We start from the raw sequence: 14,357 nt of genomic DNA on the forward strand, positions 1-14,357 counted from the left end.
TTTAATGTTGTAGATGTTTAATAAAAGTTTTATATCTGCAACATTTTTATAAAAAATTGGGAGATAGATTATGAAAAATAAAATGAAAATATTTTTTATTATGTTGGCGATGACTTCATTGGTTTATTCTAAAGAAAATACAGTCGATAAAATAGAAAAGTTTAACTCTAATCTTGTGGTACAAGGTAAAGATATAACAGAAAGAATAGATTATACTTTATATCCTCAAAATATTACTTTAATTCCAAATGGGGCAACTAATGAAGAGATAGAAAAAATAAAAGAAAAAAATAAGAATGAGTTATTTCCTAAACAAAGTTTTAACTATAAAACTAATACAATTGAAAATGGATTACATAATGGGAAAACAGATGCTAAGTTGGCTATTTATGCAGAAGATGGAGCTACTATTCATAATATAGGGAAAATTTTGTCTTATGATCAAAAAATCAATACAAACTATGGAGGAGTTTTAATTACAGGAATAGATAATCCTTTAAAAAGAAATGATAATTTAATAGGATTAAAGGGAGATATAGATTCTTTTGTAAGTTTTATAAATGATGGTCAAATAGAGATGGGAGCTACTGAACATGTATTAGCAGTTCCTGTTAATATTGCAGGTTTAATACCAACAAGTATTACTTTTGCAGATTATGGCAAATATATAATTAATGCAGCTTTTAGTGATATTAAAAATAATGGAACTATAACTAATGGAATAGATAGCACTAAATATATTAAAGCTGTAGATGTTGGAGTTTTGAATGGTGGAAGAATAGATACTGATAGAAGAGCGGTAAATTTAGAACAAGGTAGTGTAGAAAATACAGGTCTAATTAATTTAGAAAGAATAAAACAATTTGAACTTATTGATGGAGTTGCCGTAGATTTACTCCAAATAGGAGTTCATTTTTATAGAGACGACTATGGGATTAATATTTTAAATGAATCTACTCTAGGAAAATCTAAAAATAGTATAAATAGTGGAAAAATATTTATTGGAGGAGATATTTATTCACAAGGATATTCTGGAATAGGAGTATCAGCTTTAGGAGCAGACTTTATAGGAGAACATAATAAATACGGTATAAATAGCAAAAATTCTACATTTATTAATACAGGTACAATAGAGGTTGAAAGAGATTTTGCGAAAGCTCTAGATGATAATAATAATATTGTTGATCTATATTTATTTTATAAAAATTTTCTTAAATTAGGGCTTTTATCATTTACAAATTTAACAGAGACAAGTATTGGTATTAATATTAATGGTGGAGAATTTTATAATAATGGTGGAACAATATCTGTTGGAGTAAATGAAAGTAAAAATATGGTGACTCAACTTAGAAAAGGAAGAGCCATAGCAGTAGCAGGAGAAAATGGTGCTAATATTTATTTTAATACTAATATTGAAAATAAAAATCCTATTTTAAGTACAGATAAAGAAGAAATAAAATCTACTATTAATCTTGAAGGAATACACGTTTATGCTACATGGTTAGAAGGAGGATCAACTGCTACTTTTAATGGTCTTACAGAAATAAATTTTAATATGCCACCAATAGCTTTACCAGACAATGCTACAGAAGAACAAAAAAAAGACTATGAAGAGGCAGTTGCAGATTATGAAAATAGAAGAAATAAAGAGATATTTCATACTGAAGATACGAGTAAAGTAGTAATCAATGGAACAATTAGAGCTAATGGAGACTTCAGTATAGACAATACTAAAAACAATATAGAGATAGGTGGCGGATATAAAAAAGGTCCTATTATGGAGAATGGAAAAGTTGTAGTATATGAAGTAGTTGTAACTCCTGGTAAGATAATTTCTATTGGGAAGATAGGACTTAATGGAGATTTAAAAGTAGATACTACTAATTTCGTAGGAATGTTAGAAAAGGATATGAAAAAATATATTGACCATAAATATGTTGAGGCTGATGGTGGAATAACAGGAAATGGAAATCTTGTATCAAGCTCTTATTTATTTGATATAAAAACAGATAAAACAAATAATTCTATAAGTTTAACTGATGTTAATAGAAAAAATTTCAATACAATAGTTGAAAATAAAGAGCTTGGAAAAATTTTAGAAGATTCTTATGAAGGAGTTTCTGGAGAAAAATTAGACTTCTATAAATATATCTCACTTGGAGATAACTATGAAAGTTTCTCTGAAAGATTAAATGAAATTACAGGAATAGACAATATAACTACCTTAGAGGCACAAGTAGTAGATATTACAAAAGATTTAAACAGACAATACAAAGGATTTATAAAAAATAATAAGGAAGAGGGAGTTGTATTTAGTTATTTAAACAGTAAATCTGAAATAGGAGAACAAGGAAAATATTCAGGTTTTGAAAGAGAAAGTAATGGATTTATGTCTGGATATAATAAATATGTTTTAGATAATTTAAGAGTTGGAGCAGGTCTATCTTATATGAAATCTAGCATAGATTATACAGATGAAAGTTCAAATAAAATAGAAACTTGGAATGCAAGAGCTTATTCTGAATATAAGATAAAAAATATAAATTTATTAAGTGATATATCTTTTGGATATAACCAAAGTGAAAATAAAAGATTTGGTGGAGATAATTTACATAGTGGAGATGTAAATATCTATACTTTAGGATTTAATAACTCTCTATACAAAAACTATAATATTACTGATAGATTTAGTGTAAATCCTAGTATCAATCTAGACTTTACTTATTATTATCAAGATGATTATAAGGAAGATAATGGAAAATTCTCTGTAAATGGAGATAAGACTAATGGGTATTATGGAACTTTAGGAACAGCAGTAGATTTAAAATATGATATTTTTGCTAGTGGTAATAATAAAATATCATTAGTTGGTGGAATGGAATATTCTTATGATATTTTAAGTAGTACAGAGGATATAGATTTAGAAAATATTATAGGTAAGTTTTCTGAAGAAAAAAGAGAGCTAGATAAAAATTCATTAGTTTATAATTTAGGAGTAGAATACACTTATAATGATGATTACTCTGTTGGATTAAAATATTCAAAAGAGATTGTAAATGATGTTGATAATGAAAAAATAGGTTTAGATTTTACTTATAAATTTTAGGACAGACCTTTCTAGGAGGAAAGATGAATAAAATTATAAAAATAATAATACCTGCATTGATATTCTCTCTCACAGGTTGTGGAGGAGGGGGAGGTGGTGGCGGAGGTAGCAACGTCACAATTCGTCCGAATATTCCTAATCCACCAAGTATAGCAATTCCAAATATAAATGACGGAAGTTACGATAATGAAAATGTGATAAATACTGATAAACCAATCTCTTGGTCAGTGTCTAAAAAAGGAGAAAAGGTTATTGGAGTTTCTGGGAAAAATATTGATATTTCAGGAGAGATAAAAATAACAGATATAGGAGCTAAAAATATAGAGATAAATAGTCTAAATAATTATTCTTTTGGAATTTTCTCAGAAAATGGAAATGTAAATAATAAAGCAGAGGTAATTTTATCAGGAGATAAAACTAATGGAATTTTTGGTAAAGATTCAGACATTACAAATAATTTAGAGATAAAATCAGAAAAAATAGAAGTAACAAAAATGGAAAAAATAGACCCAAATGAAGTAATAGGGATTTTTTCAACAGGAAGTAGTGGAATAGTCCGTAATAATGGAAGTATAAATCTATCATCAAATAATAAATCTATTGGAATGTATTTAGATAGTTCTTTGGGAGTAAATAATAAAACAATCAATGTAACTTCTAATAATCTTGCAATAGGTATGTTTGTTGTTGGAAAAAATGGAAGTGCTATTAATAATAATAAGATAAATGTTGATAGCAAAAAAAATGGTTATGGAATGGTAGCAGGATATGGAGCAACAGCAAAAAATAATGGAACTATCAATATTAAAAATAAAGGTTATGGAATGTATGCTTTTTCAGGAGGATATGCTTTAAATGGAGAGGGAGCAGTGATAAATCTATCTTCAGTAGCTGATGGAGCAATGTTAGCTGATGGAAATGGTTCAATAGTAGAAAATAGAGGAACTATCAATATAGATAAAGATAATACTATTATAAAAAAAGGCGAAGAATTAAAAGCTATAAATGGCGGAAGAATAATTAATAAAGGTGTTATCAATAAAAATGGAGATCTATTTTTATCTATGGATAGAGGATTTTACCAAATAGGAACATCAGAAAATGGAAGTTATGGAAAAATAAAAAGTAAAAATCTAAGTATAGATGGAAATTTAGAAATAGATTCTACTATAACTAAAGGAAGTTATAAAGAGGAATATCTATTAGAAGATGTTTTTGAAGCAGAAAAATTAACCTTAGATAAAAATACAAATGTCTTGTCGAATTCTATTTTATATGATGCTTTATTAGAGAAAAATTCCTTTGGAAATATAGATGGAAAGTTAGTAAAAAATGGCAAAGAGTTAAAAGATTTTGTCAAAGATGATTTAGATCCAACTGCTAATATTTTTAATAAATATTATAATGAAGAAGATTACTTAGCTTTAGATGAGGCATCTAAAAATATTTTAGATAGAATAGATTTATCAAATGACAAGGGATTGGAAAAAAGTTTAGAGGAGTTAACGCCTAGAATTTATGGAAATATCCAAAAGGAGATTTTGGATATAAATAGTTTATTTGAAGAAAATAGAATTAATTCTCTTGAAAATATTGGAAATAAAGAGAATAATTTTGTGTTGCTAGAAAATTATCAAAAAGTTGAGCCAGATAGAAATATTTTAGGTTATAAAAATTTAACTTCAGGATTTTTAGGGACAAAATCTCTGAGAAAAGATAATTATCTATCAGTAGGATATGGATATTCAAACATTGATTATGATAATGATGATGATTCTAAAATCCATTCTATTAATGTAGGAATAGATAAAATTATAGAAGAAAATGATACTATATTTAAAGTTGGGTTTGGGGGATTATATAACTATCATAAAAATACTAGAAAGTATGGAAGTCAAGAGATTAAATCTAAATTTGATTCTTATGGAATAAATTCTTATTTTGAAGTTTCTAAAATTTTTAAAAATAAAAATATAGATTTTGTGCCTTTTGTAGGAGCTAGTTTAGGATATTATTCTTCTGAAAGTTTTGATGAAAATATAAATAATTTTATATTAGATATAGAAAAACAAGATTTTATATCTTGTGAACCTAGATTAGGTGTTGAAATTAGAAAGAGTATAAAGGATTTAGAAATTTTCTCTAAATTATCATACTCTTATGAATTGGGAAATATGGATAAAAATTTAGATTATACCTATAGAAATTTAAATGAGAGAAATAAGATAGAAAACTTAGAAGAAAAAGATAGTTTAGATTTTAAGATAGGTAGTAAATATTCCAATGAAAATATATGGGTATCTACTAATCTAGGGAAAGATTTTGGAGAAAATGATAATAGATATGTAGAGTTTAACTTTGGATATAGATTTTAACTAGAATATTAAATAAATTTGAAAGGGTCAAATTGCCCCCTAAAAAATATAAAAAGCATTGAAATTCCAAGGATAAAATGGTATAATATAGAAAATAAAAAGGCGGTGTACCCTACCAGTAAGTGGGAACTAAAAAAAGCGGTGTACCCTACCAGTAAGTGGGAGCTAAAAAAGCGGTGTACCCTACCAGCAAGTGGGAGCTAAAAAAGCGGTGTACCCTACCAGCAAGTGGGAGCTAAAAAAGTTATGTAAAGGAGTGTTTATAAACACTCCTTTATTATATATGGAGGTATATTTTGGATAAGAAAAAACTAAAATTTTATATAGTTACAGAAGAGTATATGTCCTATTTAAAAAAATATGATGAAAAAGTGATGGATAACAGAGGAATAAAAAATAAAAGACCATATATAGGAGTTTTATTTGAAATTGATAGGAAAAAATATCTTGCCCCCCTTTCATCTCCTAAGCCAAAACATCTGACAATGAAAAATAGTTTAGATTTTGTAAAAATAAACCAAGGAGAATTTGGAGTTATAAACCTTAATAATATGTTCCCTGTCATTGAAGAGGTAATCATAGAAAAAAATATTAATTTGGAAGAAGATAATAAATATAAAGAACTTTTGGTCAATCAACTTGATTGGTGTAATAAAATGGAGAATAGAGATAATATTTATAGAAAAGCTGAAAAATTATATAAAGAAATTTTAAATAAGAAAGAGCAGAGTAGATTTTGGAATAGATGTTGTAATTTTTCTTTACTGGAAGAAAAAGCCATAGAATTTATTCTTTAAAAAAAAGTAAAAAGTTGAGATAAAAAGAGCTGTGGCATTAATATTTGCAACAGCTCTTTTAAAGTTATATTATTTTCTGATTAATTCTACAAGAAGTTTAGTAGTATTTACTAAGTTATCAATAGTGATTTGTTCGTTAACTGTGTGAACTTTATCCATTCCACAACCAAGGTTAACAGCTAAAACTCCTTTTTCAACCATATTGTTAACGTCACTTCCTCCTCCACTTACAGCAAGTTCTGGAGTAAGACCAGCAGCTACGCAAGCAGCTTTTAAGTCTTTTATGAAAGCGTCGTCTTCTGTGTATTTATATCCAGAATAAGAGTGAGTTAATTCTCCCTCGAATGTTCCACCGAATTTTTCACAAGCATCTTGGATACATTTCATCATATGTTCTCCTTGAGCTTTTAATTTAGCATTATCTCTACTACGAGCTTCTCCAAATATAGTAACTTTTTCAGGAACAATATTAGTAGCATAGTTAGCTGTGATAGTTCCGATGTTTGCAGTAGTTTCTTCATCAATACGAAGAAGTTTCATATTAGAAATAGCGTGAGCAGCTATTTGAATAGCACTGATACCTTTTTCAGGAGCAACACCAGCGTGAGCACCTTTTCCGATGAAAGTTCCAGTTAATTTTAATTGTCCTGGAGCAGCAGATATTATTTTTCCAGCATCTCCACCACTGTCAAGAACAACTCCTTTTTTAGCAGTTATTCTAGAGTAGTCAAGATTTTGAGAACCTTTTAATCCTATCTCTTCAGCTATTGTGAATACAGCCTCGATAGGTGGGTGGTTGATACCATTTTCTTTAGCATAACGTAAAGCCTCAAGTATACAAACTATTCCAGATTTATCATCAGAACCAAGAACTGTAGTTCCGTCAGTTTTTATTATATTTCCCTCAATGATAGGTTTAATTCCTTTTCCTGGTTTTACAGTATCCATATGAGCTGACATAAGGATTGGTTCTAAGCTAGAATCTCCAGCAAGTTTACAATATAGGTTTCCAACATTTCCACCGATTATTTCCCCAGCATTATCAAAAGATACACAAGCTCCAAGAGCTTTAAAATCTTCAGCTACTTTTAGGGCGAAATCTTTTTCTTCTAAACTTTCACTGTCTATTTGTACATAAGTTAGAAAAGTATTTACAAGTCTTTCTTGATTTATCATCAGATCACTCCTTTTTATTAGTTTATACCAACTATATTATATTATAAAATGTTAATAAAATAAAGTATTTTTTGAAAAAAATGTATTAATATTAATCAAAAAACTAAAAAATTATTGAACTGTTGCTGTAAAATTAGCTAAAATTTTCTCCCATAACCCTTGGTCTTTAAGGATTTTTTCTAAGATTTCACGAACAGCTCCATTGCCTCCAGCCTTAGAAGATACAAAGTCAGAGATTTCTATAATCTCAGCTACAGAATCACTTGGACAAGCTGAAAATCCACAAAGTTTCATTGGTTTTAAATCTATTAAATCATCACCTATATAGGCAGTCTCTTCATAGGTTATACTGTATTTTTCAAGGATTTTTTCCAAATCTTTTATCTTGTCACGACTTCCTTGGACAATATCAGTGATACCAAGTTCTGTCCCTCTTCTTTCTACTATCTTAGAAGTTTTACCAGTGATTATAGCAAATTTTATCCCAGCTTTTATACTTTGAGAGATAGCAAGACCGTCTTTTACATCAAAGGCTTTCATCTCATTCCCAAAGTTATCAATATATAGTTTTCCGTCAGTTAAAGTTCCGTCTACATCAAGAACTACTAATTTTATCATAATGACCTCCCTAGTTTTAAATCTATTTTATTATACCATATTTTTTAAGGTAAAATTTATTAAAGTTTTATTACTAAAAAGTGAGATTTGTGGTATAATTAATATTATTTAAAAAATAAAAGGTGAATCAGTGAAAGTAGAAAATAATAGTATTTATTATGAAAAAAATCAAGTTGATAAAGAACTTAATTTGGAAAGATTGACTGTTGAGATAAAATCAAAAAGAAGATATATATTTTTCTTGGTTGGAACTTTGATGGTTATATCTTTGATTAATCTGTATAGTGTATCTGATTATGAGGGAAAACTTTTTAGTCTTCCAATGACTCTGCTTTTTATGTTTGTTGGGTCTACTGTTGGTTTTTTTGTAAGTACACTAGATTATCGAAAGTTTAATAAAAATCTGTTTTTTAGATTTATATATTTTGGCTCTCTAGGTCTTTTGGCTTTTATGGTAATAGCTGGAAGATTTTTTAATGGGCTAGGGATAGTTCGTGAGATAAATGGTGCTTACGGTTGGATAAGAATTGGAGGATTAGGGATACAGCCAGCTGAGATATTAAAACTTGCTTTTATAATTCTTCTCGCTATGGTTTTAGCCAAAGGGGAAACTTTAAAAGAAGGTGTTTGGGTAAGAATAAGAAATAGCTCTGTTGTGTTAGTTCCATTTATACTTCTTATTATTTTTCAAAATGACTTAGGGACAGCAATACATTATATGGCTATCTATATGATTTTGCTTTTCTTTACAAATATAAAATTAAAAGTGGTATTCTCTGTCATTGGAGGTTTTGGAGCTTTAGGTTTTGGACTTCTTACTTTTATTTATAAGTATGGAGAAAAGATTGGCGGAGGATATAAAGCAAGAAGAATAATAATGTATGTTGACGGAATAATAAACGACGGATATACAGGAAATATCGATATAGGTTATCAAGTGGCACAATCACTTTTGGCTTTTGGAAACGGTGGACTTTTTGGAGTGGGATATGGTAACGGAGTACAAAAGTTTAGCTACTTACCAGAGATTCATACAGACTTTATAATGGCGTTATTTGGAGAGGAGTTTGGACTTTTTGGAGTTATGCTTATTGTGGCTATGTATCTTATTCTTTATAATATATCAATGAATATAGCTATGACTTCAAAGGATTATTTTGGAAAATATCTAGTAGTAGGTGTAGCAGGAATGATAATAACACAAGTCCTTATAAATCTTTTTGTAGCAGTGGGACTTTTACCAGTTTTTGGAATACCTATGCCACTTTTTAGTTATGGGGGTAGTTCGATAATAACTATACTAACTGGAATCGGAATAGTACTGAGTGTAAATAATTATACAGCCTCTAAATAATTGACAAAAGTGAAAATAAACTGTATAATTATTTCATTGAGATTGGAGGAAAAATAGAAAATGGAAATGAAAGATATAATAACAAAAGTAAATTATTTTTCAAAGCTTTCTAAAGAGAGAGAACTTACAGTGGAAGAGAAAGCAGAGAGAGAAAAATATAGAAAACTTTATTTAGAAAAATTTAGAGCTCAAGTAAGAGGGCATTTAGATAGTATAAAAATTGTAGACAGTAAAGATAAATTAAATTAGGGGGCAAGATGAAAGTAACAGTTAGAGAACTTTACAGAAAAGAAAAAGAACTACTAGGAAAAGAGATTGAAATTTCTGGTTGGGTAAGAAAGTTAAGAGACCAAAAGAATTTCGGATTTATAGAAGTAAATGATGGTTCTTTCTTTAAAGGAATACAAGTAGTATATGGAGCAGAATTAGAAAACTTTGAAGAAATATCTCACTTATCTATCTCTTCATCAATAAGAGTTTGTGGAGTATTTAAAGAATCTGAAGGAAAAGGACAATCATCTGAAATTGTTGCAACAAAAATAGATGTTATCCAAAAAGCAAGCTTAGATTATCCACTACAAAACAAAAGACAAACATTTGAATATTTAAGAGATATTGCACACTTAAGACCAAGAACAAATACTTTCTCAGCAGTATTTAGAGTAAGATCAGTTCTAGCTTATGCAATACATAAATTTTTCCAAGAACAAAACTTCATATATGTACATACTCCAATTATAACTTCTTCTGACTGTGAGGGAGCTGGAGAGATGTTTAGAGTTACAACTCTAGACCTTAACAAACTTCCTAAAAAAGAAGATGGAAAAGTTGATGACTCAAAAGACTTCTTTGGAAAAACAACTAGCTTAACAGTTAGTGGACAATTAAATGCTGAAACTTATTGTTCAGCATTTAGAAATATCTATACATTTGGACCAACATTCAGAGCTGAAAACTCTAATACATCAAGACACGCTGCTGAATTCTGGATGATAGAACCTGAAATCGCTTTTGCTGACTTAACAGCTAATATGGATTTAGCTGAGGCTATGGTAAAATATATCATAAAATATGTAATGGACAACTGTCCTGAAGAAATCGCTTTCTTTAACCAATTTATAGAAAAAGGTTTAATCGACAAATTAAACAACGTATTAAACAACGAATTTGCAAGAGTAACTTATACAGAGGCAATAGATATATTACTAGCATCTGGACAAAAATTTGACTATCCTGTTAAATGGGGAATCGACTTACAAAGTGAACACGAAAGATTCTTAGCAGAAAAACACTTTGGAAAACCAGTATTCTTAGTAGACTATCCAAAAGAAATAAAAGCATTCTATATGAAACTTAACGAAGATGGAAAAACTGTAAGAGCTATGGACTTATTAGCACCAGGAATCGGAGAAATCATCGGAGGTTCTCAAAGAGAAGACGACGTTGAAATCCTAGAAAGAAAAATGGACGAATGTGGACTTAGCAAAGAGGATTACAAATTCTATCTTGACTTAAGAAGATTTGGAAGTTTCCCTCACTCTGGATATGGTTTAGGATTTGAAAGAATGATGATGTACATTACAGGTATGACAAATATCCGTGACGTAATCCCATTCCCAAGAACTCCAGGTAATGCTGAATTCTAATAAAAATTAAAAATATTTTGAAAGGAGATAAAATTATGTTAAAACTTTTGATAGCTGTTTTATATTTTTGTCTCCTTTTTTATTTATATAAAACAAGGGACGAAGTAGCTGAAAAAAGACTAAAGAGAAAATTGGCTCGTGTAAAAGGGTATGAAGAGGTAACCTGTGTAAAGGAATATAAAAAACACGTAAAAAATTATTCTCTTACAAAACAAGATAATAGAATGAAGATAGAAGAGAGGTTTTTAAAATCTCCCCACGTAAAAGAGAAGATGCGTTATCTTCTTATAACTCCAATAGATGAAAGTTTGGAAAATCTCCCTGTCCTTATACTTTTCCACGGTATAAGAGATTATTCTGAGGACTGGATAACAAGGGGACATTTGCTAGAAAATTATCTTGAGCTTATTGATAAAAAAATCATAAAACCTATGATATTTGTGGTGGCTGACTCTGGTTTTGATAGACAGAGCTGGTATAGTAATTTCTATAAGGATAATGACCATAAATATGAAAACTATATTACAGACACACTATATAATGAAGTAAAGAAAATATCTCCTAATGGAAAGATTGGTATAGCTGGATTTTCTATGGGAGGTTACGCAGCTCTAAAGATAGGACTTAAATATATAGAAAAATTTGATGTGATTGGAAGTTTTTCTGGGGCTGTAAGTATTATAAGAATGAGCCTTAATAGACGTGTCTTAAGACTTATGAGATACTTGTATATTCCTAGATTTTTATTTAAGAAAAATCAGGATAAAATAAATTTCTTGAGAATCTTTAGCCCTTGGGGTTGGAGAATATTAAAACAAGACCCCTATACAATTATAAAAAGAATGAACCCTGAGAAGTTTGTGGGAAAATATATCTATATAAGTGTTGGGGAAGAGGATAAAGAACCATATCTTATGTTACAACAATGGACTGATATTGTTGGAAGACTAAAAAGATACAAGGTTGATTTTAAGGGATATATCTATAAAAACGAGTATCATACTTGGGAATATATATCTAAAGATATTGGAACTTTCTTAAGATATTTTAGTGATAAAGTGAACTAAAAAGAGGTCAAAATGAAAAAAATAGTTTTATTTGTTGTATTTGCTCTTGCCTTTTCCTCTTGTACTGTGATGAGGTATTATGAGCAATATGAATTTTTGATAAAATATGATGAGCTTGTAAGAGATTTTAATAAAACTTTGGAAGAACCTATGACAAAAAGAGATTTGAAAAAGTTGGATAAGAGATTTGTTATCTTTGAAAGACAACTTTATGAGAGAAATGAAAATTATAAAAGGCTTGATAAAAATATTGTAGATAGATATTCTAAAGAGATAAGATACTATCGTGGAATTATAAATGATTTGAAAGATTAAGGAGATGTTATGAATATATTAATGGCTCTTTCTCAACTGGAAGTAACAGGGGCTGAGGTTTACGGCGTAACTTTGGCTGATGAGCTTATAAAAAGAGGAAATAAAGTATATATTGTTTCGGATACTTTGACAAAACCAACTGATGCTGAGTATTTTAAAATAGAATTTAATAAGAGAAGTCTTGGGCAAAGAGTAGACCAAGTAAAAAAACTTTTGAAAATTATAAGAGAAAAAGATATTCAAGTGGTACACGCTCACTCTAGAGCATCTTCTTGGAGTTCGGCAATAGCTTGTAAAATAGCTGGTATCCCTCTTGTAACTACTACTCACGGTAGACAACCAATACATTTTAGTAGAAAAGTTATAAAAGGTTTTGGGGATTTTGGGATAACTGTCTGTGAAAATATATATAATCAACTTGTGGAATGTCTAGGAGTTAAAGAGGATAAACTTTGTGTATTGAGAAATCCTGTGGGCTTAGAAGAATATAGTTTTTCTAGTATGCCAAAAAATAATAAAAAAATAATATCAATCATAGGTAGACTATCTGGTCCTAAAGGTGATGTATGCTATGACTTACTTGAAAAAATCTGTGTTGATGATAGTTACACAGTACAAGTAATCGGTGGTAAAGAGATACCTGAAAGTTTTAAAAAATTTGAAAACAGAGTTAATTTCTTGGGATATGTAAATAATGTACCTGAGGAGATAAAAAAATCAGATTTAATAATCGGTGCTGGTAGAGTGGCTATCGAGGGGATTTTATCTGGAAGACCTGTTATAGCTGTGGGAGAACAAGAATATCTAGGGCTTGTAACAAGGGAGAGTATAAAAAAATCTCTTGCTAGTAACTTTGGAGACGTTAATCCTAAAGCAAAAGGTGTAGATGTAAGTGGTGTTTTAAAAGATATAGAAAAATCTTTTGAGATGGAAGAGGGAGAACTTTTAGAACTAAGAGGAGTAATCGAAGAAAACTTTTCTTTTGATAAGATAATAGACGAGATTGAAAAGATATATGCAAGACAATATGTACTAAAGAAAAAATATGATATTCCTGTTATTATGTATCATAGAATCATAAGAGAAAATGATGTAAAAGGTGTCCACGGAATCTATGTATTGGATAAAGTTTTTGATGAGCAGATGAAATATCTAAAAGAGAGTGGTTATCAAACTATAACTTTTGAAGATATTAAAAATGGAAAATGGAGAGATAGATTTAACAAGGGAAATAAATGGATAATGATAACTTTTGATGATGGTTATACAGATAACTATGAGGTGGCTTTCCCAATTCTTAAAAAATATGGATTTAAGGCAACTATCTATCTTTTAGGAGAGGTAAAATATAATAAGTGGGACGTTGATGTAAAAGAAAATCCTGAAGAAAGATTTGAGCTTATGAGTGATAAACAAATCCTAGAGATGCAGGATTATGGAATAGAGTTTGGGGGACATACTCTAACTCACCCTAAATTAGCTGAGCTTGAGATTTCAGATGCTAGACGTGAGATACTAGAATCAAAAGAGATTTTAGATAAAAAGCTTGGAAGAAATATGAATGTCTTTGCTTATCCTTATGGAAGTCTTAATGAAGAGGTAAAATCTGTTGTAAAAGAGGCTGGTTATCAGTTTGCTGTGGCGACAGATAGCGGAAGTTTATCTTTTTCTGAGGATTTATTCCAAATAAGAAGAATAGCTATCTTCCCTAAAAATAATATGTTTAGCTTTAAAAGAAAGGTTAGCGGAAAATATAATTTTGTTAAGGTAAAGAGAGAGAAGAGAAAGAAATAAAAATTTAGGAGCTGTTAAAAATTGATGATTTGTAGTGAACCCATTTTCTTAGACATATATTTTAATTGTTGATTAATAAGGATTGATTCCTGTATGATGCAGGAGTTAA

The 14,357-nt window shown here is 29.3% G+C and carries 11 protein-coding genes; 9 read left to right on the top strand and 2 right to left on the bottom strand.

Annotation, left to right across the window (positions count from 1 at the left end; translation table 11 throughout):
* The first annotated feature begins 70 nt into the window (after positions 1-70).
* From I6E15_RS03950 to I6E15_RS03960, 3 genes are all read left to right on the top strand, one after another.
* Positions 71-3,106: an autotransporter outer membrane beta-barrel domain-containing protein gene (locus I6E15_RS03950; protein ID WP_235244535.1), complete on the top strand. Its 3,036-nt coding sequence runs from the start codon at positions 71-73 to the stop codon at positions 3,104-3,106.
* A gap of 23 nt (positions 3,107-3,129) precedes the next feature.
* Positions 3,130-5,481, top strand: coding sequence for an autotransporter outer membrane beta-barrel domain-containing protein (locus I6E15_RS03955; RefSeq protein ID WP_235244588.1), 2,352 nt, complete (start codon positions 3,130-3,132; stop codon positions 5,479-5,481).
* Between the two features lie 296 nt (positions 5,482-5,777).
* Positions 5,778-6,278 carry a type III toxin-antitoxin system ToxN/AbiQ family toxin gene (locus I6E15_RS03960; RefSeq protein WP_235244596.1) on the top strand — a complete coding sequence of 167 codons (501 nt, stop codon included), beginning with the start codon at positions 5,778-5,780 and terminating at the stop codon, positions 6,276-6,278.
* Positions 6,279-6,347: 69 nt separating this feature from the next.
* Here I6E15_RS03960 and I6E15_RS03965 read toward each other — a convergent pair whose 3' ends face one another.
* Both I6E15_RS03965 and I6E15_RS03970 read right to left on the bottom strand, forming a co-directional pair.
* Positions 6,348-7,454 (bottom strand): M20/M25/M40 family metallo-hydrolase, encoded by a 1,107-nt coding sequence (locus tag I6E15_RS03965; protein WP_235244604.1) that lies wholly within the window; start codon positions 7,452-7,454, stop codon positions 6,348-6,350.
* A gap of 111 nt (positions 7,455-7,565) precedes the next feature.
* Positions 7,566-8,072, bottom strand: a complete 507-nt coding sequence (locus tag I6E15_RS03970) for a KdsC family phosphatase (RefSeq protein ID WP_235244606.1) — start codon at positions 8,070-8,072, stop codon at positions 7,566-7,568.
* Positions 8,073-8,202: 130 nt separating this feature from the next.
* On the opposite strand from I6E15_RS03970, the gene I6E15_RS03975 reads away from it, so the two are divergent.
* The 6 genes from I6E15_RS03975 to I6E15_RS04000 are packed head-to-tail and all read left to right on the top strand — an operon-like array spanning position 8,203 to position 14,248.
* On the top strand, positions 8,203-9,426 hold the full coding sequence (locus I6E15_RS03975) for an FtsW/RodA/SpoVE family cell cycle protein (RefSeq protein WP_235244608.1): 1,224 nt from the start codon (positions 8,203-8,205) through the stop codon (positions 9,424-9,426).
* Positions 9,427-9,486: 60 nt separating this feature from the next.
* Positions 9,487-9,675, top strand: a complete 189-nt coding sequence (locus I6E15_RS03980; protein WP_177160304.1) for a DUF896 domain-containing protein — start codon at positions 9,487-9,489, stop codon at positions 9,673-9,675.
* Positions 9,676-9,683: 8 nt separating this feature from the next.
* The gene (gene asnS, locus I6E15_RS03985; protein ID WP_235244610.1) at positions 9,684-11,072 is read left to right on the top strand and encodes an asparagine--tRNA ligase; all 1,389 of its coding nucleotides are present in this window, start codon (positions 9,684-9,686) and stop codon (positions 11,070-11,072) included.
* 35 nt (positions 11,073-11,107) lie between these two features.
* Positions 11,108-12,139 (top strand): alpha/beta hydrolase, encoded by a 1,032-nt coding sequence (locus tag I6E15_RS03990; protein ID WP_235244613.1) that lies wholly within the window; start codon positions 11,108-11,110, stop codon positions 12,137-12,139.
* Positions 12,140-12,151: 12 nt separating this feature from the next.
* The gene (locus tag I6E15_RS03995) at positions 12,152-12,454 is read left to right on the top strand and encodes a hypothetical protein (RefSeq protein ID WP_235244629.1); all 303 of its coding nucleotides are present in this window, start codon (positions 12,152-12,154) and stop codon (positions 12,452-12,454) included.
* Positions 12,455-12,463: 9 nt separating this feature from the next.
* Positions 12,464-14,248, top strand: coding sequence for a polysaccharide deacetylase family protein (locus tag I6E15_RS04000; protein WP_235244662.1), 1,785 nt, complete (start codon positions 12,464-12,466; stop codon positions 14,246-14,248).
* The last annotated feature ends 109 nt before the right edge of the window (positions 14,249-14,357 follow it).

This window comes from Fusobacterium perfoetens, assembly GCF_021531475.1.
Taxonomy (GTDB): domain Bacteria; phylum Fusobacteriota; class Fusobacteriia; order Fusobacteriales; family Fusobacteriaceae; genus Fusobacterium_B.

What these genes read in the sequence shown, in the direction of transcription:
- asnS (WP_235244610.1), top strand. Translation starts at nt 9,684, where the DNA reads ATGAAAGTAACAGTTAGAGAACTTTACAGAAAAGAAAAAGAACTACTA.
- I6E15_RS03980 (WP_177160304.1), top strand. Translation starts at nt 9,487, where the DNA reads ATGGAAATGAAAGATATAATAACAAAAGTAAATTATTTTTCAAAGCTT.
- I6E15_RS03950 (WP_235244535.1), top strand. Translation starts at nt 71, where the DNA reads ATGAAAAATAAAATGAAAATATTTTTTATTATGTTGGCGATGACTTCA.
- I6E15_RS04000 (WP_235244662.1), top strand. Translation starts at nt 12,464, where the DNA reads ATGAATATATTAATGGCTCTTTCTCAACTGGAAGTAACAGGGGCTGAG.
- I6E15_RS03955 (WP_235244588.1), top strand. Translation starts at nt 3,130, where the DNA reads ATGAATAAAATTATAAAAATAATAATACCTGCATTGATATTCTCTCTC.
- I6E15_RS03970 (WP_235244606.1), bottom strand. Translation starts at nt 8,072, where the DNA reads ATGATAAAATTAGTAGTTCTTGATGTAGACGGAACTTTAACTGACGGA.
- I6E15_RS03995 (WP_235244629.1), top strand. Translation starts at nt 12,152, where the DNA reads ATGAAAAAAATAGTTTTATTTGTTGTATTTGCTCTTGCCTTTTCCTCT.
- I6E15_RS03990 (WP_235244613.1), top strand. Translation starts at nt 11,108, where the DNA reads ATGTTAAAACTTTTGATAGCTGTTTTATATTTTTGTCTCCTTTTTTAT.
- I6E15_RS03965 (WP_235244604.1), bottom strand. Translation starts at nt 7,454, where the DNA reads ATGATAAATCAAGAAAGACTTGTAAATACTTTTCTAACTTATGTACAA.